Origin of the sequence: Aeromonas rivuli (assembly GCF_000820045.1) — a bacterium.
Taxonomy (GTDB): domain Bacteria; phylum Pseudomonadota; class Gammaproteobacteria; order Enterobacterales; family Aeromonadaceae; genus Aeromonas; species Aeromonas rivuli.
The window spans coordinates 16,029-39,139 of record NZ_CDBJ01000087.1 but is presented as its reverse complement, the minus strand read 5'-3'; the positions used below and the strand labels follow the sequence as shown (position 1 = coordinate 39,139).

General features: G+C 60.4%; 17 protein-coding genes and 1 pseudogene. 9 read left to right on the top strand and 9 right to left on the bottom strand.

The features are described from left to right. Together gorA and BN1130_RS19035 are read right to left on the bottom strand one after the other, a co-directional pair. On the bottom strand, positions 1-1,347 hold a 1,347-nt coding region (gene gorA / locus BN1130_RS19040; protein WP_042044042.1), incomplete at its 3' end, for a glutathione-disulfide reductase. 136 nt (positions 1,348-1,483) lie between these two features. Further along, complete coding sequence (locus BN1130_RS19035; RefSeq protein ID WP_042043969.1) at positions 1,484-3,451, bottom strand: ATP-binding protein; 1,968 nt, start codon at positions 3,449-3,451, stop codon at positions 1,484-1,486. A 203-nt stretch (positions 3,452-3,654) separates the two neighbouring features. Between BN1130_RS19035 and prlC the strand changes: the two genes are divergently transcribed. From prlC to BN1130_RS19020, 3 genes are all read left to right on the top strand, one after another. Then, positions 3,655-5,697, top strand: a complete 2,043-nt coding sequence (gene prlC, locus BN1130_RS19030) for an oligopeptidase A (RefSeq protein ID WP_042043968.1) — start codon at positions 3,655-3,657, stop codon at positions 5,695-5,697. Positions 5,698-5,830: 133 nt separating this feature from the next. Continuing rightward, a complete protein-coding gene (locus tag BN1130_RS19025; protein WP_042044041.1) occupies positions 5,831-8,380 on the top strand; it encodes a putative bifunctional diguanylate cyclase/phosphodiesterase in 2,550 nt (849 codons plus the stop codon). 51 nt (positions 8,381-8,431) lie between these two features. Then, on the top strand, positions 8,432-9,202 hold the full coding sequence (locus BN1130_RS19020; protein ID WP_157014104.1) for a class I SAM-dependent methyltransferase: 771 nt from the start codon (positions 8,432-8,434) through the stop codon (positions 9,200-9,202). Positions 9,203-9,289: 87 nt separating this feature from the next. Here the strand turns inward: BN1130_RS19020 and BN1130_RS19015 are convergent, their stop codons facing one another. The 4 genes from BN1130_RS19015 to rhlB all read right to left on the bottom strand — a co-directional run bounded on the left by BN1130_RS19015 (position 9,290) and on the right by rhlB (position 13,550). Continuing rightward, on the bottom strand, positions 9,290-9,547 hold the full coding sequence (locus BN1130_RS19015; RefSeq protein ID WP_042044039.1) for a Rho-binding antiterminator: 258 nt from the start codon (positions 9,545-9,547) through the stop codon (positions 9,290-9,292). A 30-nt stretch (positions 9,548-9,577) separates the two neighbouring features. Then, on the bottom strand, positions 9,578-10,555 hold the full coding sequence (locus BN1130_RS19010; protein ID WP_042043967.1) for a DUF4382 domain-containing protein: 978 nt from the start codon (positions 10,553-10,555) through the stop codon (positions 9,578-9,580). A gap of 203 nt (positions 10,556-10,758) precedes the next feature. Beyond that, positions 10,759-12,249 carry a guanosine-5'-triphosphate,3'-diphosphate diphosphatase gene (gene gppA / locus BN1130_RS19005; protein WP_042043966.1) on the bottom strand — a complete coding sequence of 497 codons (1,491 nt, stop codon included), beginning with the start codon at positions 12,247-12,249 and terminating at the stop codon, positions 10,759-10,761. Between the two features lie 11 nt (positions 12,250-12,260). After that, complete coding sequence (gene rhlB / locus BN1130_RS19000; protein ID WP_042043964.1) at positions 12,261-13,550, bottom strand: ATP-dependent RNA helicase RhlB; 1,290 nt, start codon at positions 13,548-13,550, stop codon at positions 12,261-12,263. Positions 13,551-13,664: 114 nt separating this feature from the next. Here rhlB and trxA point away from each other — a divergent pair, with 114 nt between their 5' ends. The 5 genes from trxA (at position 13,665) to fre (ending at position 18,990) form a co-directional block, all read left to right on the top strand. After that, complete coding sequence (gene trxA / locus BN1130_RS18995; RefSeq protein WP_042043962.1) at positions 13,665-13,991, top strand: thioredoxin TrxA; 327 nt, start codon at positions 13,665-13,667, stop codon at positions 13,989-13,991. Positions 13,992-14,198: 207 nt separating this feature from the next. Further along, the gene (gene rho / locus BN1130_RS18990) at positions 14,199-15,464 is read left to right on the top strand and encodes a transcription termination factor Rho (protein ID WP_042043959.1); all 1,266 of its coding nucleotides are present in this window, start codon (positions 14,199-14,201) and stop codon (positions 15,462-15,464) included. A gap of 243 nt (positions 15,465-15,707) precedes the next feature. After that, entirely contained in the window at positions 15,708-16,721 is a 1,014-nt protein-coding gene (locus BN1130_RS18985; RefSeq protein ID WP_042043958.1) for a hypothetical protein, read from the top strand. A 32-nt stretch (positions 16,722-16,753) separates the two neighbouring features. After that, entirely contained in the window at positions 16,754-18,241 is a 1,488-nt protein-coding gene (ubiD, locus tag BN1130_RS18980) for a 4-hydroxy-3-polyprenylbenzoate decarboxylase (RefSeq protein WP_042044038.1), read from the top strand. A 50-nt stretch (positions 18,242-18,291) separates the two neighbouring features. Further along, positions 18,292-18,990 (top strand): NAD(P)H-flavin reductase, encoded by a 699-nt coding sequence (fre, locus tag BN1130_RS18975; protein WP_042043957.1) that lies wholly within the window; start codon positions 18,292-18,294, stop codon positions 18,988-18,990. An 87-nt stretch (positions 18,991-19,077) separates the two neighbouring features. Here the strand turns inward: fre and ubiK are convergent, their stop codons facing one another. Continuing rightward, positions 19,078-19,335: a ubiquinone biosynthesis accessory factor UbiK gene (gene ubiK / locus BN1130_RS18970; protein WP_042043955.1), complete on the bottom strand. Its 258-nt coding sequence runs from the start codon at positions 19,333-19,335 to the stop codon at positions 19,078-19,080. A 291-nt stretch (positions 19,336-19,626) separates the two neighbouring features. On the opposite strand from ubiK, the gene BN1130_RS18965 reads away from it, so the two are divergent. Further along, a complete protein-coding gene (locus BN1130_RS18965; protein ID WP_042043953.1) occupies positions 19,627-22,053 on the top strand; it encodes a VolA/Pla-1 family phospholipase in 2,427 nt (808 codons plus the stop codon). A 97-nt stretch (positions 22,054-22,150) separates the two neighbouring features. Here the strand turns inward: BN1130_RS18965 and BN1130_RS23280 are convergent. Together BN1130_RS23280 and glpG are read right to left on the bottom strand one after the other, a co-directional pair. Next, positions 22,151-22,258, bottom strand: a pseudogene (locus BN1130_RS23280) (rhomboid family intramembrane serine protease GlpG); the annotation flags it as partial. A 19-nt stretch (positions 22,259-22,277) separates the two neighbouring features. Further along, on the bottom strand, positions 22,278-23,111 hold the full coding sequence (gene glpG / locus BN1130_RS18960; RefSeq protein ID WP_042044037.1) for a rhomboid family intramembrane serine protease GlpG: 834 nt from the start codon (positions 23,109-23,111) through the stop codon (positions 22,278-22,280).

The following is a 23,111-nucleotide window of genomic DNA, read 5'->3' as shown; positions in this document are numbered from 1 at the left end:
GCGCATCGTCACGAACTCTTCGGCGCTGGTCGGATGAATGGCCACACAGTTGTCGAAGTCCGCCTTGGTGGCGCCCATCTTCATGGCCACGCCGAAGCCTTGCAGGATCTCGTCCATGGCGAAACCTATGCCGTGCAGGCCAACCACCTTCTCCTCTGGCCCGACACAGACCAGCTTCATGCGGGTGGGCTGGCGGTGCTGGGTCAGCGCCGAATACATGGCGGTGAACTGGCTGCGATACACCTTGATCTGATCTTCACCATATTGGGCGATGGCCTCGGGTTCGGTCAGGCCTATGGTGCCGATGGGGGGGTGGCTGAACACCACGGTCGGCACCAGATCGTAGTTGAGGTGCTCGTCTGGCTTGTTGTTGAACAGCCGCTCGGAGAGGCGACGACCGGCGGCGACGGCCACCGGGGTGAGCTGGATGCGGCCGGTGTTGTCACCCACCGCATAGATGCCGGGGACCTGGGTGTTCTGGAACTTGTCGGTCTGGATATAACCCTTGGCATCCAGGGTGACCCCGGCAACGGCCAGGTTGAGCCGGTCGGTGGCAGGCGCGCGACCTATGGCCCAGATCAGACAGTCGACGGTCAAATGGCGGCCATCTTCCAGTTGCAGGGTCAGGCTGTCATCGGCGTTCTTGATGATGGCTTTGGGCATGGCATGGGTGTGCAGCTTGGGGCCTTCGGCGGCCATGATCTCGACCAGGGTCTCCTGGACCATGGGATCGAAACTGCGCAGCGGGCCCTGCTTGCGCACCACCAGGTGGGTCTCCGAGCCCAGGGCCTGCATGACACCGGCGATCTCGACGGCGATATAACCGGCACCGACCACGGCGACGCGCTTGGGCTGACTGCTCAAGGCGAAGAAGCCATCGGAATCTATGCCATGTTCGACACCGGGAATAGTGGGGACTTCCGGATGACCGCCGGTGGCGATCAGTATGTGATCGGCGCTGTACTGCTCGCCATTGACCTCGATCGTCTTGCCATCGATGAAGCGGGCGAAGCCCTTGATGACGGTGATCTTGTTCTTGCCGAGCACATTCTCATAGGAGTGGTGAATGCGGCTGATGTAAGCCTGGCGTGACTCGACCAGTTTGGCCCAGCTGAAGTGGTTGAGTGTGGTATCGAAGCCGTAGTCGGCGCCATATCTGAGCGCATCGGCGATCTGGCCGGCATACCACATGGCTTTCTTGGGCACACAGCCGACGTTGACACAGGTACCCCCCAGCTCATTTGCTTCGATCAGGGCTACTTTTTTGCCATGCATGGCGGCGCGATTGGCCGAGGCGATACCGCCACTGCCGCCGCCGATGGCGATATAGTCAAAATGCTGTGCCATGGGTGTGGCTCTCCACTTGTTTAGGGTGCAATACCCGATGATGGGGACAAAAGCACCGGCTCACAAGAGCCGGCGTCCAGTTATCTGTCGATGGGGGCCATCGAACGCCAGCATCAAACGGGCAGCCAGGTCGGACTCAGCTGACCTGCATGGGGACGCTGATGTGGAATTGGGCACCGTGGCCGGGGTCGCTGCTGCAGTGAATGCGGCCGCGCAACAGCTGCACCACCAGGTTGTAAATGATGTGACAACCGAGCCCGCTTCCCCCCTGGCCACGCTTGGAGGTGACGAAGGGATCGAAGATGCGCGGCAATATGGCGGCCGGGATGCCACGGCCGTTGTCCGAGTAGTCGATCACCAGCCTCTCATCCCGGCGCTCTACCCTGATGGTGATCTTCTTGGGTCTGTCCCAATCATCGAAACCGTGATGGATGGAGTTGAGGATCAGGTTGGAGTAGATCTGGGTGAAGCTGCCGGGGAAGGAGTAGAGGCTGAGCTTGGGATCGCACTGTATATCCAGCTCGCACTGGGCCTTCTTGAGCTTGTGACCGAGGGAGACCACCACCTGATGCAGGTTGTCGGAGACATTGAAGCTGTATCGCGCCTCCGAGGATTGATCGACCGCCACCTGTTTGAAGCTGGCAATCAGCTCGGAGGCCCGACGCAGATTGCTCTGCAACAGCTGCATGGACTCATCCAGATTGAGGGTGAATTCGTTGAGATAGCTGCGTGACAGCTGTTTGGCATCAAGGTGCTGTTTGAAGGCGGTCACCTGCTCCTGCAGATAGGAGGAGGCGGTCACACTGATGCCGATTGGCGTGTTGATCTCATGGGCAACCCCGGCCACAAGGGATCCCAGAGAGGCCATTTTTTCCGACTCCACCAGGGTCTGCTGGGCCTGCTTCAGGTCATCATAGGCCTGGCCCAGCTGCTCGTTGGCGTCGCTCAGGCTGCGGGTACGCTCCTGCACTTTCCCTTCAAGCTGCTCGTTGAATTCGGTGATCTCCCGCTCGATCAGCTTGAGTCGGGTGATGTCATAACCAAAGCCTATCAAGTACTTGAGCGCTTCTCCCTCATAGAAAGGGGCGAAGGTCCACTGCAAGGTGAGCTCGCCGCCGTCTTGATCGCGCATCAGCAACTCTTCATCCTCAATCTTCTCCTGCGCCGCTATGCGGGCCCGGATGGGGTCGCGCTGGGCCTCATCCACGAACAGCTCCAGCCAGTTGTGACCCTGGATCTCCTGCTGGTGGTAGCCGGTGAGCAGTATGGCTGCCGGGTTGACGCTGGCGATGGTGAGATCGGGATCCAGGCAGCAGATGACCATGTTGGCCGAGTTGATCAGGGTGGCGGAGAAGTCGCGCTCTTGCTGCAACTGCTCGGCGGATTGATGGCGGGCCATGAGTTCGTCCTGCAAGCGGCTGCGCATCTCGTTGAGGGTGGCAACCAGGGTATCGAGCTCATCGGGCTTCTTGCGGGGCAGGGGGCGCCCCTCCAGGGCGAGGGAGATCGCGAGGCGATCCAGATTGAACTGCTCCGTGTACTGGGCGATGCGGTGCAGGTGCCTGATCACCAGATAGTAAATGATGAACAGTATGCAAAACGAGACCACCAGGGTCTTGATGGTCTGGCTGACCAGTATTAGCACGGACTTTTCTATAAGCCGTTGATAAACCTGGTCAAGAGAGGCGGCGACGAAGAGCTTGCCGACCAGCTCACCCTGATAGGTCAGGGGAAACTCGCGGGAGATGTCATAACTGTCCCGCTCTGCCCCCTGGGTCAGCAGCGGTACTTCCGAGCTGCCCAGCATCTCCTTGACCATGACGAACTGCATGTTAGGCAGGTTCATGATGCCCTCTATCTGCACCTTTACCTGCTCTTCATCCAGGTTCCACAGGCTGGCGGAGATGGGTTGGAGAAAGGAGGCGTGGATCTGGTCAATGCTGCCTTCGATGAGCGCCACATCCTTGCGGTAGTCCCAGACGAGCTGCAGCGCCGTGATGATAAAGGCCAGGGCCGTGCTGCAGATGAGGATGTAAGAGAGCAGCCGATAGGAGAGTCCGTTAAAGCCAAAGGCTTTTGCGGTCTGGGGGAAGAGTCCTGACATGGCGTCCTTGCGGTCTGGATAGTGAGGGGCTCAGTCTAACCGCTTCGTTTCCGGCTGTCGTGGGGGTTTGCCACAAGCTGTGCGCGAGCCGAGGGTTTGCAGGCAAAGGCTTGATTATTGCTGTCGGAGCCTACATCTTAGATGGTCCAAGCAAAATAATAAGGCTTCTGGACAGCAGGGGCTTAGAGATGAGGTACGACAGGATGAATAACCCTTTGCTGACAATGGACTCCTTGCCGCTTTTCAGCCGCATTCAGCCTGAGCATGTCCAGCCTGCCGTGGCGCAGGCGATATCTGATAGCAAACAGAAGATCCAGGATGTACTGACCCAGACGGAATCCCACACCTGGGACAGCCTGATCGCCCCTCTGGAGGAGGTCAACGATCGCCTGGCCCGCATCTGGTCACCCGTCAGCCACCTGAACGCCGTCATGAACAGCGAGGCGCTGCGTGCCGCCCACGATGCCTGCCTGCCGCTGTTATCCGAATTCCAGACCTATGTCGGCCAACACGAGGGGCTCTACCAGGCCTATTGCGAGCTGGCCCAGAGCGATGATTTTCCCCGGCTCGGCGCCGCCCAGCGCAAAGAGATAGAGAACACCCTGCGCGATTTTCGTCTGTCCGGCATCGGCCTGCCCGCCGAGCAGCAACTGCGCTACGGCGAGATCCAGGCGCGCCTCTCCGAGCTGGCCTCCCGCTTTAGCAACAATGTGCTGGATGCGACCATGAGCTGGAGCAAGCTGGTGAGCGACGAGGCCGAACTGGCTGGCTTGCCCGCGAGCGTGCTGGCCGCCGCCAAACAGTTGGCTACGGCGCGGCAGCAGCAGGGCTGGCTGTTTACCCTGGATATTCCCTCCTACCTGCCGGTGATGATGTATGCCGACAGCCGGGCGCTGCGTGAAGAGCTGTATGCGGCTTACTGCACCCGCGCCTCGGATCAGGGCCCAAATGCGGGCAAGTGGGACAACAGCGCCATCATGACCGAGCTGCTCTCCTTGCGCCGCGAGCTGGCTCAGTTGCTCGGCTTTGCCAATTACGCCGAGTTGTCCCTGGCCACCAAGATGGCGGACAAACCGGAACAGGTGGTGGGCTTCCTCACCGACTTGGCCGAGAAATCCCTGCCCCAGGGGCGGGTCGAACTCGACGAAATCCGCGCCTTCGCCGCCGAGCATCATGGCCAGAGTGAGCTATCAGCCTGGGATCTCGCTTATTACGCCGAGAAGCTCAAGCAGCACAAGTTCTCCATCTCGGATGAACAGTTGCGCCCCTATTTCCCGGCGGGCAAGGTCGTCCATGGCCTGTTCGAGGTGGTACGCCGGGTCTTTGGCATGAAGGTGCGCGAGCGTTACGGCATCGAGACCTGGCATCCGGATGTGCGCTTCTTCGATATTTTCGACAGTGAAGACGAGCTGCGTGGCAGCTTCTATCTGGATCTCTATGCCCGGGAACACAAGCAGGGCGGGGCCTGGATGGATGTCTGCCTGGGTCGTCGTTATCGTCAGGATGGCTCACTGCAAAACCCGGTGGCCTACCTGACCTGCAACTTCAATGGCCCGGTCGACGGCAAGCCGGCACTCTTCACCCACAACGAAGTGGTTACCCTGTTCCACGAGTTTGGCCACGGCATACACCATATGCTGACCCAGATAGATGTGGCCGGGGTGGCGGGCATCAACGGTGTGGCCTGGGATGCGGTCGAGCTGCCCAGCCAGTTCCTCGAAAACTGGTGCTGGGAGTCCGAGGCGCTGTCCTTCATCTCCAGCCACCATGAGACGGGGGACCCTCTGCCCGAGGATCTGCTGGTCAAGATGCTGACGGCCCGCAACTTCCAGGCGGCGATGCAGATGCTGCGCCAGCTGGAATTTGCCCTGTTCGACTTCCGTCTGCACCAGGAGTTTGATCCGGCCAAGCCGGATCAGATCCCGGCGTTGCTGGCCGAGGTGCGCAGCCAGGTCGCCGTGCTGACGCCTCCCGCCTTCAACCGCTTCCAGCACAGCTTCTCCCACATCTTCGCCGGTGGTTACGGGGCTGGCTATTACAGCTACAAGTGGGCCGAGGTGCTGTCGGCGGATGCCTTCTCCCGTTTCGAGGAGGAGGGGATCTTCAACCCCCAGACGGGCCAGGCGTTCCTGACTCATATTCTGGAGAAGGGAGGGTCCAAGGAGCCGATGGAATTGTTCCGTGCCTTCCGGGGGAGAGAGCCTCAAGTGGATGCACTTTTACGCCATAGCGGGATCGCAGCCTGATTTTCGTAATAAAAAGGGACCTTTGGTCCCTTTTTTAACGTAATTTGAATGCCTTGCGATGACCCGATTTGCACTGACCTGCGCTCTTGAGTAGAGTCGCCCTTCGTACTTAAAGGAGAGAATGCATCTTGCCATGAGGCGAGCACTCACATCTGTCTACCGGATCATGTCAAACCTGTCTCACAGCAGTGGGCTGGGGTATTTTGACAGCTTCGTGACTGAACTCGCGGCGGCGGTACAGGCAGACGTTGTATTGATCGCGGGGCGAGATAGCAGCGGTCTGGGGTTCGAGATCCATGCCGCCTATCCGGCCACCCTGGGCATGAGGGGGGAAGTGTTCCCCATCGCCGCTACGCCCGGAGAGATAGTGCTGCAACAAGGTGAAGCCTGGTTCAGCGATCGCTTGCCCCAGCTGTTTCCCCTCGCCACCATCTTCATGACCCATGATGAGGTGCGCGGCTATGCCGGCATCGCCCTCAAGAATGCCCATGGCGAGACCATAGGCCTCTGCAGCCTCTGGTTCCATCAGGGCCAGGAGTGCATGGACAGGGTGATGAGTGTGCTGCGCCTGCTGGCCCCCCTGGCTGGCCGCGAGCTGGCTCTCGGCCTGCCTCAGACCCCGAGCCCCTCTCTCCTTCCTTCCCCCGCCATGGATGCCATGCTGGCACATGCCCCGGTCGGTATCGGCAAGCTGGATCTGCAGGGGCGGCTCCTGTGGGCGAATCCGGCCATCGCCAACATCTTGGGTTATCGCGAGGAGGAGTTGCTGCACAGAACGGCCGCCGAGCTCCACCACCCGGAGGATTGGCTGCGCAGCCTGGCGAGCTATGGGGAGCTGGTGCGTGGGGAGCGCAGTGCCGTCACCCTGGAGAAGCGCTACCGCCACAAGGAGGGCCATGACCTCTGGGGACGGGTCACCCTGACCCTGGTACGCAATGATCGCCAGGAGCCGGAACACCTGATGCTGCTGCTGGAGAACATAGATGACGCCCGCCGTCATGCCGAGCAGCTCAAACTCTCCCACCGGGTCTATGACAATCTCTCCGAAGCCATACTGGTGTGCGATGCCGAGAGTCGCATCATCTCGGTCAACCCGGCCTTCGAGCGGATCACCGGCTATTGCAGTGAGGAGGCTTGTGGTCAGCGCCCCAGCCTGCTCAAGTCAGGGCTCCATGATGAGGCTTTCTATGCCGACATGTACCATACCCTGTCCCGGGTCGGTATCTGGCGTGGCGAGGTGTGGAACAAGCGCAAGAATGGCAAGCTCTACCCCCAGCAGCTGATGATCAGCGCCCTGCGCGAAGGGGGCAAGATCACCCAATATATCGCCATCTCCAGCGATATTTCCCAAACCAAGCTTGCCGAACAGAAGATTGCGACCCAGGCCAACTACGACAACCTCACCGGCCTGCCGAACCGCTGGCTGTTTGGCCGCAGCCTGACCCGCTTCTGTGAGCGGGGCGAGCGCTTCGCGCTCATGGTGCTGGATCTCAACAACTTCAAGGCGGTCAACAACAGCATGGATCACCATGTGGGGGACGCCCTGCTGCGGGAGGTCTCCGATCGACTGGTGAGTCGGGTACGCACCGAGGATCTGGTGGCCCGCATCGGCGGTGACGAGTTCGCCTTCCTGGTGCCAGGCATCGTCAGTCGCCGCCAGGCCGAGGTGTTTGCCAAACAGGTGCAGGGCAGCTTCGCCCGTCCGTTCATGCTGGCCAATCAGCAGCTCTATGTGACGGCGACCATAGGTGTCACCCTCTGCCCGAGCGATGGTAGCGAGAGCGATGAGTTGCTGCGCAATGCCGAGCAGGCGCTGTTTGCTGCCAAACGTAAGGGGCGGCCCCTCGACAGCTACTGCGCCGCCATGCGTGAAGAGGTGCGCCAGCGCCACCAGATGCAGCAGGATCTGGCGGAGGCCATCAAGCAAGAGCAGCTGACCATGGCGTATCAGCCGATCTGGGACAATCGCAGCGGGCGGGTGGCCAAGCTGGAGGCCCTGGTGCGCTGGTATCACCCGCAGTGGGGCCAGGTATCACCGGCTGACTTCATTCCCCTGGCAGAGGAAGCTGGCCTGATCCAGAGCCTGGGAGCCCTGGTGTTGTGGCAATCCTGCCGCGATCTGGCTCGCCTGCAGGGCTCGGGTTTCCCCGAGTTGCAGATGTCCATCAATCGCTCCACCCTGGAGTTCCAGACCATAGATCCCCAGGCCTCCGAATGGTTGAGGGTGATTGAGCACTTCCAGCTGAGCCCGAGCGACATCATCATCGAGATCACCGAATCGCTGTTGATGGAGAGCAGCGATCAGCACAGGATCCGCATCGAGGCCCTGCGCCAGGCTGGCTGCAAGCTGGCCATCGACGACTTCGGCACCGGTTATTCGGCACTCACCTATCTGCGCACTTTCCCGGTGGATCTGGTCAAGATAGACCGCAGCTTCGTGCGCCACATCCCCTTCAACGAACAGGACAGCATGCTGCTCGATGGCATCATCAACATAGTGCACAACCTCGGCATGCAGGTGGTGATCGAGGGGGTGGAGACCCGGGAGCAGCTCAACTTCCTCTGCCACAAGGGCTGCGCCTTTACCCAGGGCTACCTGCTCAGCAGGCCGCTGGCCTTCGATGATCTGGTCAACTATCTGGAACTGAATCGGAACGGCATGAGCCTGCCCATCGTGAGCTGAGTTGCCGCTTCTGCTATCATGGCCGCCATGTCCGCTGCCATGAGTGCCCCCATGTATCCTATCCTGGTTTCCTGTGAAGCCCCTGCCCGCGCTGGCGAGCTCCATGACCTGCATCAACGGCTGGCCGGGGTCAGCTTTGCCGCTCCCTTCGCCCTGGTCCTCACCGAGACCAGACTGGAGCTGCGCAAGCTGGATGAAGAGAAGCTGGGGGCCGTCTTTGTCGATTTCGTGGAGGGCGCCGTGGCCCACAGACGCAAGTTTGGTGGTGGCCGGGGTCAATCCATCGCCAAGGCGGTTGGCCTCAAGGCCGGGGCCAATCCGACCGTGGTCGATGCGACCGCGGGCCTGGGACGCGATGCCTTCGTGCTCGCCTCACTCGGCTGCAAGGTGACCATGATAGAGCGCAGCCCTGTGGTGGCGGCCTTGCTGGCAGATGGTCTGGTGCGGGCGGCGCAAGATCCCTATATCGGAGCCTGGGTGAGCGAGCGGATGCAGCTGATCCAGGGGCCCGCTGCCGAGCAGTTGCTGGCCCTGTCCGAGCGACCCGAGGTGGTCTACCTCGATCCCATGTTCCCCCACAAGCAAAAGTCGGCGCTGGTGAAGAAGGAGATGCGGGTATTCCAGTCCCTGGTGGGGGCGGATCTCGATGCGGATGCCCTGTTGCCGGCGGCGCTCAAGATGGCGCAGCGACGGGTGGTGGTGAAGCGGCCATCCTATGCGGGCTGGCTCGATGAGAACAAACCCAGCATGGCGATCGAGACCAAGAACAACCGCTTCGATGTCTATGTGATGGCGGCGCTGACCCAGGTCGTCGCCGACTAAGCGGGTCCATCCCGACTACCCCAGTGACAAAGAGAGAGGGCCAGCAATCGCTGGCCCTCTCTTCGTTCGCCGCAGGCTTGTCCCGCATCAGTCGGGCTGGGCCTTGAAATGGATATGGCGCGGCTCTCCCTGCCACGTCAGATCGAGGCTGATCAGCTCAGCCAGGCTGAGCCATTCGCCACTTGCCAGCAACAGAAACTCAACCCCATCCCGAGCCTGAATGGTTTCAATCTTGTCCTGCCAGCAGCGGTTATCCCGGGTGGTGAGGGTCAGTGGCAGTTGCCAGCGTGCGGCAATTTCGAGCCAGTCGTAGAGGTCACAGCTGATGGGCTGATAATCCGTCATCATAAATTGCCGCTCCTGAGGCTAGCGCCCTTATGGGAAGTTGATACTGGTGGTTGAGGCTGTCACGGCCTGGCCTTTCAGCACCTGTTCCAGTACCAAGGGATCACCGGCAAGCTCCGGATCATCCTCGTCACCATTGCACACCAGCGCCAGATCGTAACTCCCCAGCGCCACAAATCCCAGTTCATAACCATAGCCGCCATCGGTCGATGGCAGCACGGGGGCGCTGGCGTAGAAGCCGTTGTCGCTATCGGCCATATCCGGGTAATTGTCATCAATCCTGGGTTGATAGAGATAGACGAAGGCCTTGTCGGTCAGCTGACCCCCGCAGGTACTGCCTGCCACCTCTCCCTTGACGGTCGCGACTTGGGTGTTGTCCACCAGACGTACCCCTCTGGGTTTTAGCTTGTAGTACTGCTCATGACCCGGCAGCACCATGGCGTGGCGCAGATCGAACTCCGTGGTAAAGGCAGTGAGGCCATTGGCGGTGATGGTGAAGGCATCCAGCTTGAGCTCACTACTGGGTACTTCCAGCGGTTTGATCAGCCCATCATCCTGCTTGACATAAGAGTAAGGGGTTCCGTCCAGAAACTGGTTACTGACCTCCCGACCATCCAGTACGCGTAGCCTCATCTGGCTGTAGTCACCGGGAATCACATCTTGGCTAGCCAACAAGGGGCGGCTGGTCGAGCCTGGGTATTGCAACAGATCTATGTAGATAAACAGAGGATGGCCTGAGCTGTCGAGGGGAATGTTCTCTCCGGTTGGCGTGCAACCGTCATCCTGGGCCGAGGTCAGGAAGCTGGCTGTGGTCCAGCCCTGCTCTGCGCCCGTGACGGGATGTATGCTGATGTTGGAGACGGCAATACAGACCTTGCTGACAGAATCCACAGGCGCATCGGAGAAGGCCAATGACATCTGGGCATTCTGGTCATTGTTGTCGTCATCACCACCGCCGCCGCAGGCAGTCAATAAAGCGGTCAGCCCTATCAGGGGTAAGTGTTTCATGGTTTCCATTCCGGTTAGGTAGACAATTCCACTCTAGCCGAGTTGGCGAAGGTGAGCCTTGGTGTGATTGAGCTGCCAAGGACTCAAACATCGTGCAAGCCAATGAAATCAACAACCAGTCTTGTATGAGGCTTGGCTTGCTTGCGAAAGAGATTGTCGGAGCCGGAAGGGGGATTGCCTGTTCAAGCGCACAGGGCGCCTGTTCAGGCTTCCAGTAGCTGGGTCGGCCAGCCGAGCTTCTGCTGGCGCTCGACCTCGAGGCGCAGCTCGCTGGCACGCAGGTAGTGTTCATCCAGCCAGCCCTTGGGCAGACTGAGGGTGAGGGCATCTTCGTCCGCGGTCAGGGTAAACTGGGGCACAGTGCCTTGAGTGCGGCGCATGCAGAGGATCAGCGAAATGCGCAGGATGCGGGCAAGGCGGATCGCCTGGCGACCGGTGACGGCCCCCTGCTTCTCCAGGGTGTCCAACTTGAATTCGTCCCGCTGGTTGAACAGCAGGGCGGACAGCAGTTTTTTCTGGGCAGGGGTGAAGCCCGGCATATCGATGTTGTCGATGATGTAGGCCGCATGCTGAGGGGCCTTCTTGTACTCGATGCACAGGCCTATTTCGTGCAGCAGGGCGGCGTAGCGCAAGATGGGGCGACCGTAACGCTTGGAGAGACGCCAGGCCGGTTGCAGCTGGTTGAAGGCCTCGACCGCCGTATCCCTGACGCGCTCGGCGTGTTCCCTGTCGAGTTGGTTGCGGTTGATCAGGCTGTCTGCGGTGCGATCCCTGGCATCACAGTCATGATTGTTGCCGAGCAGCCCGTAGATGAGTCCCTCCCGCAAGGCCCCGCCTGCGAGGGTCATGCTCTCGATGCCGAGCACCTCGAAGATGGCGATCAGGATGGCGAGACCCGAGGGGAACACGGTCAGCCGCTCGGCCGCCAGCCCCTCAAGCTGCAGTCGATCCAGCCTGCCGCAGGCGATGGTTTGACCCATCAGCTCCTGCAGCTTGGGCAGGGTAACCCGCTCGCTCTTGCCTTGGGCCAGCATGATCTCTTGCAGCGCCTGGACGGTGCCCGAGGCGCCGACACAGGTGCGCCAACCCAGGGCGCGGTAATCCTCAGCGACCGGTGTCAGCACGGCCTTGGCGGCGGCGATGGCCTGGTTGAAGCGGGCTTCGCTCAGCTCGCCATCACCGAAGTGATTGTTGAGCCAGGTGACACAGCCCATGTGCAGGCTGTTGAGCAGCTTGGCTTCGCTGTGCTCGCCGATCACCAGCTCCGTGCTGGCGCCGCCGATGTCGATCACCAGGCGATTGCCTTCCCCGGCGGAGGTCCAGGAGACCCCTTCGTAGATGGTTTTCGCCTCCTCCTCGCCGGAGATGACCTCGATGTTGTGATTGAGGACACGTTCGGCCTCGCTCAGGAACTCATCGACGTTGGTTGCCAGACGCAGGGTCGCCGTGCCTACCACCCGGATGTTATCGGCGGGAATGTCCTGCAACTGTTCGGCAAACAGGCGCAGGCAGTCCCAACCTCTGGCCATGGCAGCCTGGCTTAAGCGAAATTCCTGATCGAGACCGGCGGCGAGGCGCACCTTGCGCTTGACCTTGGTGACGGTACGCAAAGCGCCAGCGACCTCGCGCACCACCAGCATATGGAAGCTGTTGGAGCCGAGGTCGATGGCAGCATAGAGCGGCGAGTTGTGCAACTTGGCTGCCCTTAGTTCTTGCGAGGCGGGCGACGGCGGTTGTTGCTGTTGCCACCACCCTGGCGATCCCGCGAGTTGCGGTTCACCGGTTGGCGGTTGCGGTGGATCCGTTTCGGTGCGGTTGCATCATCCAGCAGCGCATCGCGGTCGTATTTGCTGACCGGGATGGCATGGTGGATGTACTCCTCGATGGCCGGCAGGTTGAAGGCATAGTCTTCACAGGCCAGGCTGATGGAGTGACCGCTCTTGCCGGCGCGGCCGGTACGACCGATGCGGTGCACGTAATCTTCGGCATCGTCGGGCAGGTCGTAGTTGAAGACGTGGGTCACGTCCGGGATGTGCAGACCACGGGCGGCCACGTCGGTGGCGACCAGGATGTCGAGCTTGCCCTGAGTGAAATCTTCCAGGATCTTCATCCGCTTCTTCTGCGGCACGTCGCCGGTCAGCAGACCAGCGCGATGGCCGTCGTTTTCCAGCCAGGCTTGCACGTCTTCACAGACATGTTTGGTGTTGGCGAAGACGATGGCTTTATCCGGCCACTCCTCTTCCATCAGGGAGAGCAGCAACAGCATCTTGTCTTCGTTGGAGGGGTAGAACAGCTCCTCCTTGATGCGCACGCCCGTCATCTGCTCCGGCTCGACTTGCACATGTTCCGGGTGGTTCATGTGTTCGTAGGCCAGCTCCTGCACCCGCAGGGAGAGGGTCGCGGAGAACAGCATGTTCAGACGCTCGGTGGCCTCTGGCATGCGGCGGAACAGGAAGCGGATGTCTTTGATGAAGCCCAGATCGAACATGCGATCCGCTTCGTCCAGCACCACAACCTGGATGCAGCCCAGATCGATCACCTTGGACTTGAAGTAGTCGATGATACGGCCGGTGGTGCCGATCAGGATGTCGACCCCCTGTTCCAGCACGGCCAACTGCTTGTCGTAACCCTCGCCACCATAGGCGAGGCCGAGCTTGAGCCCGGTCGAGGCAGACATGCTCTCGGCATCGTTGTAGATCTGCACCGCCAGCTCACGGGTCGGTGCCATTATAATGGCGCGAGGCTGGTTGACCAGGCGCGGCTTGGTCAGCGGATGGGTCAACAAATAGTTGAAGGTTGCAGCCAGGAAGGCAAGGGTCTTGCCTGTACCCGTCTGGGCCTGGCCAGCGAGGTCATGACCTTCGACCAGCAAGGGCAGAGACAGTGCCTGGATGGGGGTGCAATAGTGAAATCCCTTTGATTCCAGACCAGCCAGAACTTCGGGTTCGAGGCCCATTTGGGCGAATTTATCGGTCGTTAAGTGTGTTTTGCTCATGGCGGTAGGTTATCAGGTTAGGCTTGCAATAATAAACAGGATCATTTCAAATAGGGCAACTATTGCCTTCGTTGACGTCTCAATTAAGGCCTTATTTACTGACTGGAGTTGGAGATGAGTGACAAGATTGTTCAGCTGAGCGATGCCAGCTTCGAGGCAGATGTAATCAAAGCCGCTGGCCCTGTTCTGGTCGATTTCTGGGCAGAATGGTGTGGTCCTTGCAAAATGATTGCTCCCATTCTGGACGAAATCTCCCAAGAGTATGAAGGTCGTGTGACCGTGGCCAAACTGAACATCGACCACAACGCCGAGACCGCCCCCAAGTACGGCATCCGTGGTATTCCCACCCTGCTGCTGTTTAAAGACGGCGCAGTGGCCGCCACCAAGGTCGGCGCCCTGTCCAAGACCCAACTCAAAGAGTTCCTGGACGGCAACCTGTAATTATCAAGAAGGAGCGCATTGCAATAATGCGCTCCTTGTGTTTTATGACCTAGACGCTCACCCCGATTGGTGCTAATTTAACGCTCGTTTGCTAACCGTTTTGTCTGACGCTTTGCTTAACAACAGTCTGGCGAATCCATCCTATCGGCATCAATCCAGCAGACTGTCTCGTCCCCATTCAATCCTTGCTTACAGACTTTCACCACTATGAATCTGACTGAATTAAAGAACACTCCTGTGTCTGAGCTGGTCAAGCTCGGCGAAACCATGGGGTTGGAAAATCTGGCTCGGGCCCACAAAAAAGATATTATTTTCGCGATCCTCAAGGCACACGCCAAGGGTGGTGAGGATATCTTTGGTGACGGTGTGCTGGAAATCCTGACCGATGGCTTTGGCTTCCTGCGCAGCGCAGATGGCTCCTATCTGGCTGGCCCGGATGACATCTATGTCTCCCCAAGCCAGATCCGCCGCTTCAACCTGCGCACCGGTGATACCATCTCCGGCAAGATCCGGCCACCGAAAGAGGGCGAACGCTACTTCGCGCTGCTCAAGGTCAACGAGGTCAACTACGACCGTCCGGAAAACGCCCGCAACAAGATCCTGTTTGAAAACCTGACGCCGCTGCACGCCAACGAGCGTCTGCGTATGGAGCGGGGCAACGGTTCGACCGAAGACATCACCGCCCGTGTACTGGATCTGGCGTCCCCCATCGGTCGTGGCCAGCGTGGCCTGATCGTGGCGCCCCCCAAGGCCGGTAAGACCATGCTGCTGCAGAACATCGCCCAGAGCATCGCTTACAACCACCCTGACTGCGAACTCATCGTGCTGCTGATCGACGAGCGTCCGGAAGAAGTGACCGAGATGCAGCGCATGGTGAGAGGGGAAGTGATCGCCTCTACCTTCGACGAGCCCGCCTCCCGCCACGTTCAGGTTGCCGAGATGGTGATCGAGAAGGCCAAGCGTCTGGTCGAGCACAAGAAGGATGTGGTCATCCTGCTGGACTCCATTACCCGTCTGGCGCGTGCCTACAACACCGTCATCCCCTCATCCGGCAAGGTACTGACCGGTGGTGTGGATGCCAACGCCCTGCACAGGCCCAAGCGCTTCTTCGGTGCCGCCCGTAACGTTGAGGAAGGCGGCAGCCTGACCATCATCGCTACCGCACTGGTCGACACCGGCTCCAAGATGGATGAAGTCATCTACGAAGAGTTCAAGGGTACCGGCAACATGGAACTGCACCTTTCGCGCAAAATTGCCGAGAAGCGCGTCTATCCTGCCATCGATATCACCCGCTCCGGCACTCGCAAGGAGGAGCTGCTCACCGCTCCCGACGAGCTGCAGAAGATGTGGATCCTGCGCAAAATCATCCACCCCATGGGTGAGATCGACAGTATCGAGTTCCTGATCGACAAATTGGCAGCGACCAAGACCAACGACGAGTTCTTCGACTCCATGCGTCGTCAGCAGAAGTAAGTGCTCGCCGAGTGCTGCGCAAACCGCGACCAAAAGGTCGCGGTTTTTGTTTATCCGCGCCCTGGCTCCTTGTTGCGCAGGGGGCTGGCAGGTTAAACGTGGTCAGCGAGTCCAGAGTTGTCGGCAGATGGCGGATGGATTGGCCAATTTGGCCGCAAGATGTCGCAATCCGCGTGGGATCGCGGTTTTGGGTAAAGGATTTGCCGTACTATGAAGCCTGGATGTCACATGGATAGAGACGTCATGAAAGGATTGGTTTTTTTATTGCTGGCCAGCCTGCTGGCGGGAACGGCCATGGCCACCCCCGTCAGCAAGCCACCCCCTATCAAGAGTGCCCTGGTCGCCGATGAGGGACTGCGCGAGAGCCAGCGTTATCTGCTGGAGCAGCTCCAGGCCGGTCGGTTTGATGCGGTGGATACCTTGCTCGCCTCCCTGAGCCTGGGCCAGCGTGAGTTTCTGCTCTATCAGCTGCTCAGCGACCTGCAGCACATACCCGCCACGGCGCCATTGCAATACTGGGTGCAGACCCAGTCAACCAAGGCACCTCAATGGCTGGTCGAGGGGGAGGTCGATGGCTTCCTGATGCAACTGCCTGCCTATGACTTTCCCGCCGAGGCCCGTCTGTTGCTCACCCACTGGCAACAGCAGAACTGGCAGGCGCAGTATCGCCAGGCACTGAGCAATGGCAGCTTCGAATGGAAGAGCGTCTACAACAGCCGCAACCCCCTCCTGGCCCAGCAACAGCAGGCCTTGCTCCAGGCGATAGCCCAGTTGCCCGCCGGTTTGCTGTACAAGCAGGCGCAAGCGCTGGGCAAGCTGAACATATTCCTGCCCGATAACCGGCTGCTGAGCCAGCTGTTGCTGCGTACTGGCGAGCCATCCCTGTTTCTCATGCTGTGGCGCCAGCCAGTGGACGATGATAGTCTGGTGGCCCTCAAGGCATTGTCTTCCCTGCAGCAAGGGGACACGGCGAGCGATCTGCTCATCGCCGCGACCAGGAACCCCAAGCTGAAACGGCCAGCCCTGAAGGTGCTGAGTCAACTCTCGCCTCTGCCCATCAAGGCCCAGGACTTCCTGCTGGCCGAACTCGGCAACAGCCAATATGGCGGTCTGGTCGCCAGCCTGCTGCTCGAGGTCGATGAACCCAGACTGCTGGTACGATTGGCCGATGAATTGACGCGCATGGAGCGGCGGCCGAACATCTCCCTGCTGTTGGCACCCGATACGGGTACAACAGGGACTCCGCCGGGGTTATAATGCCCCACCTCCTGAATCCAGCCGGTACCCGCATGAAATACAAGGACTTGCGTGATTTTATCGCGCAGCTCGAGAAGAAAGGCCAGCTCAAGCGCATCAGCCAGGAGATAGATCCCTACCTGGAGATGACCGAGATCAGTGACCGAACTCTGCGGGCCGGTGGCCCGGCGCTGCTGTTCGAAAATCCCAAGGGGTATGCGATGCCCGTGCTGACCAACCTGTTTGGCACCCCTGATCGCGTCGCCATGGGCATGGGCCAGCAGGACGTGAGCGCCCTGCGTCAGGTCGGCACCTGGCTCTCTTATCTGAAAGAGCCCGAGCCGCCCCGCGGCCTCAAGGAGCTGATGGAGAAGCTGCCCATCTTCAAGCAGGTGCTCAACATGCCGACCAAGCGGGTCTCGTCGCCCCCTTGCCAGCAGCTGGTGCTGGCAGGGGATGAGGTGGATCTGGACAAGTTGCCCATCCAGCACTGCTGGCCTGGGGATGTCGCCCCGCTGGTCACCTGGGGGCTCACCATTACCCGTGGCCCTTACAAGCAGCGTCAGAACCTCGGTATCTATCGTCAGCAGAAGATCGCCAGGAACAAGCTGATCATGCGCTGGCTGGATCATCGCGGCGGCGCCATCGATTTTCGCGAATGGCAGGAGGCCCATCCAGGCAAGCGCTTCCCGGTGGTGGTGGCCCTCGGTGCGGATCCCGCCACCATACTGGGCGCCGTGACCCCGGTGCCTGATTCGCTCTCCGAGTATGCCTTCGCTGGCTTGCTGCGGGGCAGCCGCACCGAGGTGGCCAAGGCCCTGAGCTGCGACCTTGAGGTGCCCGCCAGCGCCGAAATCGTGCTGGAAGGCTACCTTGAGCCCGGTGAGATGGCGCCGGAAGGCCCCTATGGTGACCACACCGGTTACTACAACGAGGTGGATGAGTTCCCGGTGTTCACCATCACCCATATCAGCATGCGTCGGGATGCCATCTACCACAGTACCTATACCGGCCGCCCGCCCGATGAGCCGGCGGTGCTCGGCGTGGCCCTCAACGAAGTATTCGTCCCCATACTGCAAAAGCAGTTCCCGGAGATAGTGGATTTCTATCTGCCGCCGGAGGGATGCTCCTACCGGATGGCGGTGGTGACCATCAAGAAGCGCTACCCGGGCCATGCCAAACGGGTGATGCTGGGGGTCTGGTCCTTCCTGCGCCAGTTCATGTACACCAAGTTCGTGATCGTCTGCGACGATGACATCGATGCCCGTAACTGGCAGGATGTGATCTGGGCCATCACCACCCGCATGGATCCTGCGCGGGACACCACCCTCATCGAGCATACTCCCATCGACTATCTCGACTTCGCTTCGCCCGTCTCGGGGCTGGGCTCAAAGATGGGGCTGGATGCCACCAACAAGTGGCCGGGGGAGAGCAATCGCGAGTGGGGTCAGCCGATAGTTCAGGATGAGGCCGTCAAACAGAAGATTGATGCCATCTGGTCTGAACTGAATATTTTCGACGACGCGACCCCAGGGTCATGAGTCTGAATCAATAAAAGGAGCGGGCCGGCCGGCCCGTCGCAAGGAATAGAATGCAACGTATCAAGTGCCGCGTAGCGGAGCTGCGTGAATATGTCGATACCATCTGGCACGTGGCCCTGACGCCACAGCAAGAGGTGAATTTCAAGCCGGGCCAATATCTGCTGGTGGTGATGAGCGATTCGGACAAGCGACCCTTCTCCATCGCCAATTCGCCGACCCGGGAGGGGGTGCTGGAATTGCAAATCGGGGCGACTCCTGAAAACGCCTACGCAGGTCAGGTGCTGGCCCGCATGCGCGAGCAGGGCGAAATCGAGGTGGAGCTGGCGGCTGGCAAGGCCTTCTTGCGTGACAGCTCGCCCCGCCCGCTGATCCTGATGGCGGGAGGCACCGGCTTCTCCTATGCCCGCTCCATACTGGAGTCCCTGATTGCCAACGGCAGCAAGCGTCCCGTCTTCCTCTACTGGGGCGTGCGTCAGGCCCATTGGCTCTACGAGCAGGCGGAGATGGAGCGCTGGGCCGCCAGCTACGAGCCGCTCACCTTCATCCCCGTGGTGCAGGAGCCCGAGGCTGACTGGGGCGGTCGCACCGGCCTGGTACACAAGGCGATCATGGATGATTTCGTGAGTCTGCATGACTACGACATCTATGTGGCGGGCCGCTTCGAGATGGCGGGCGCGGCGCGGGAAGAGTTCAAACTGCTGGGTGCCGAGCCTGAGCGTATCTTCGGCGACGCCTACGAATTTATCTAAATGAAGCTTTCTTACCGATAAGTTCGCGGATAAAACAAACCCCAGCCTGGCTGGGGTTTATTATTTTCTGGCGCGAGAGACCAGGGCTTATTCGCTCTTGCCGCCCAGCTTCTGCTCGAGTTGCTCCAGCTTGGCTTCCAGGGCGGTCAGTTTTTCACGGGTGCGCAGCAGCACCTTGGTCTGCACATCGAACTCTTCACGGCTGACCAGATCCAGTTTGCCGAGCTGCGCTTGCAGCACCTGACGGATCTTCTTCTCCACTTCTTCGCCCATGGTACGAATGCCGGGGGGCAGGGCGTTCTGAACCTGCTTGGCAATATCTTCCAGTTTCTTCGGGTCGATCATCACATCTTCTCCTCATCTGATGGCGCCATTCTACCGACTATTTGCCTGCTTTGCCGAACCCTGGGGGATTTTTGCGACACTGTCCGATCCGGCTGGCTGGTCGGGGCAGGGGCCGTCGTGGCCGCTGATAACCTATTGAGTCTGTCTAAAATGCAATTCCTTGACCTTGTACACAAAAAAATCAGATCAGATGACTGACCAGATGGGTGATAATTGTTGCCTGCCTGTTAATATGTTGATGGCGGCGGCAAAGCGTCGACTCGTATGGATAACAACTAAAGAGACATGGATATGAAAAAGAAGCTTGTTTATGTAGCCGTGCTCAGTGCTCTGCTGGCGGGTTGCGGTGGCAGTGACAGTAAGGATGACGACACCTCCAGCTACCTGGACTATCTGCTAACCGGCTCCAACGCGGTGCGGCCGAGCGCCCTGGCTGCGCGGGCCAGCGATGGTACCCTCAAGTTTTCCACCGAGACGGCGGATCGCTCCAACCCGGTGTCAGCCCTGTCGACCCTGGATGGCTGGTCCACCACCCAGGCGATCCAGATTGTGCCTGTCACCGGTTCGGGTACCCAGGTGCCTGCGCCCGCCGCGGCTGAATTCGGTGCCTCGGTCGCTCCCCTCTATCTCTTGGAGCTGGAGTTCGACAGCGCCACCCTGCGCCCGAGCGGCGTCCAGAAGCTGCTTAGCTACGGCAGCGACTACGTGGTCGCCAGCGCAGGGGGCAAGCTCAACCTGGTGCCGCTCAAGCCGCTCAATCCCTCCTCCTATTACATGATTGTCGCCACCGATAGTCTGAAAGACAGCGATGGCAAGGCACTGCAGGCCGGTAGCGATTACAGCAACTTCAAGGGCAGTGCAGGCAGCACGGTTCAGGAGCAGACCATCAATGGCCTGATCACCCTGCAAGAGGCGCTGTTCAAGGGCGCTACCGGGGTGAGCAGCGACCATGTCATCTTCTCCGACTGGTTCGGTACCCAGTCCGGCGCCGATGTGTTGCTGGCGGTGAAAGGGGCTGCGGCCTCCATTCTCAAGAGCCCGACCCTGGATGCGGCCGCCCTGTGGAAGCAGGATGCCGAGGGCAATGACAGCCTGCCGCTCACTTACACCATGACGGGCCTCAATGCCGGGGTCGATTTCCTGACCCAGCTGGCGGGTGAGCCCTTCCTGCCGGACGAGCAGAAGTCCCTGCTGGAGAGCGTCATTGGCGCCAATCCTCAGTTGAGCGGTATCGCGGCTGCGACCAAGGTGTACACGGGGGCGGTCAAGCTGCCTTACTTCCTGGCAACACCAACCAGCGCCGGCTCCTGGGACAAGGCGAAGACTCAGTCCTGGCATGGTGCCATCCCCAGCCTCTATGCCATCGCCAATGCGCTGAAGGCCAATGACAGCGAGGTGATCGGTGGTCTGGTGGGGGCGGGCGTGGATCCGGCTTTGCTGGGCGAATTGATTGCCGATCCGACCCGTCAGGCCGAGTTGCTGGCCGAGGCGAGCAAGCTGATTGGCGCGACCATTACCTCGGGTGGCAAGCCGCTGGATGCCGAGCAGAACATAGGTCGCTTCAACCCGCTGCCGGCCCTGACCGAGGTGCAGGACGTGCCGATGCGCATCTTCTCCGCCGCGCCGCTCAGTGCCGTCACCGACGTTATCATCTATCAGCACGGCGTCACCTCGGTGAAGGAGAACGCCTACGCCATCGCCCTGAGCCAGATTGGCGCTGGCCTGCAGGCCAGCAAGAACGTGGCCATAGTGGTCATCGATCATCCACTGCATGGGGAGCGCGGCTACGCCCTGACCGGCAGCCTGGATTCGGTTACCACCGAGAGCAATCCGACCCCCTATCTGAATCTGAGCTACCTGACGGTGGCACGGGACAACCTGAAACAGAGCGTGGCCGACTTGCTCGGGCTGCGTCTGGCGGTGGGGCTGGCCAATGCCAAAGGCCTGGGCATCCAGCTCGGCGGCGCCGGGCTCAAGGTACACTTCCTTGGCCACTCTCTGGGGGCCATCTCGGGAGCCGATCTGCTCTCTGTCTCCAACCAGGACATCGGCAACCCCTTGGCAAATGCCCTGTTCAAGTTCGACACCGGCGGTCTGGCCATGCCCGGCGGCGGCATAGCGCCCCTGCTGCTCAACTCGCCGACCTTCGGCCCGACCATCAAGATGGGCGTGCTGACCGCAGGCAGCCCGGCGCTCAAGGCTGGCTTTACCGCCTATGCGCCCAGCTGCCAGACGGCGGTGCCAAGCTGCTTCGTCAACGAGTTCCTGCCGAGCCTGGATGCGGCCACTCAGGCGAGCGCGGCCAGCACGTTGCAGAGTTACAGCTTCGCCGCCCAGTCGGTGCTGGATTCTGCTGATCCCATCAACCTGGTGTCAGGCATCAAGGCGGACTTCCCGTTGTTTGCCTCCGAGATCGTGGGGGATGGCGCCAGCAGCCTGCCGGATCAGGTGATCCCGAACAGCATTGCGACTGCGCCGCTGGGTGGCACAGAGCCGCTGCTCAAGCTGCTCGGCTTGCAACCGCTGACGGCAACCGGCGCGGCCAACCACCATGCGGTGCGTATCCTGGCCGGGGGTCACAGCTCGCTGTTGGCACCGGACGAGAATTTCGATCCGACCGGCAAGGTGACCACCGAGCTGCAGACCCAGTTCGCCAGCTTCTTCATGAGTGGCGGTACCGCGGTCAAGGTCACGGATCCTACGCTGATCAAGCAGTAAGTGTGCAGGTTCGAGTGAGCCAGCCAGCAAAACGCCGCCCTCGGGGGCGGCGTTTTTTATGGCGCTCTTTTGATGACGCTATGTTGCTGAAGCCCGGCTAGGCCAGCTTGTGATGGCGGTCCAGCCAGCCTTGCAGCAGGCCGACCAGCAGACCCACCAGATGGGCGATGTTGGCGGCGGTATGGCTGCCGAGCAGGTCGAGAAAAACCTTATGACAACAACGACTAGGCCAGCTTGTGGTGGCGGTCCAGCCAGCCTTGCAGCAGACCGACCAGCAGGCCGATCAGATGGGCGATGTTGGCCGTGCTGGTACCGAGCAGGTCGAAGAAGCCGAGCACCAGCCAGAACAGCATGAAGCCCATCAGGGCCGGGGGCAGGGCGAAACCGGACTCCGGTTGCAGGCGGCCGCGCAGCCAGAGGTAGCCGAGCAGGGCATAGACCACACCGGAGAGGCCGCCAAACAGCGGGCCGCTGGCGAAGAACTCGGCGATGTTGGGCAGGGCCGCCCCGACCAGCAGCAGAATAAACAGCTTGCCACTGCCCAGGCGCTGCTCTATCTGGCCACCCAGATACCACCACCACAGCAGGTTGAACACCAGATGCAATATGGAGAAATGGATGAAGGCCGGGGTCAGGTAACGCCAGGCCTGCCAATCGGCAAACTGGGCCAGGGTCGGGTGAAATGCCAGCAGATCATAGATGGGCAGGCCGATCGCCTGCAGGGCATAGATAGCGAGACAGGCAATGATGACCAGCAGGGTTAGTGGCCCGGCGTGGTGCAGGAAATCGGTGATGGGATCCGTCATGCCCTTGCTGTAGTCGATGCGGACATCGGCCCGGCCGGATTGCCAGGAGGCTTCCATATAGCGGGGGTGACTGGGCTCGGCCAGGAAACGCTTCACCTCTAGCTGGGCCTGGGCGACACGCTGCTCGTCGGCGAGCCAGACACTGACGCCAAGCTCTGACTGGGTCAGCTCGCACGGGATCCCCAGAGTGCTGAGGTAGTCGACCAGCGCCTGGGCCATGCGGGCGTTGTCCAGTACCAGCAGCTGTATCAT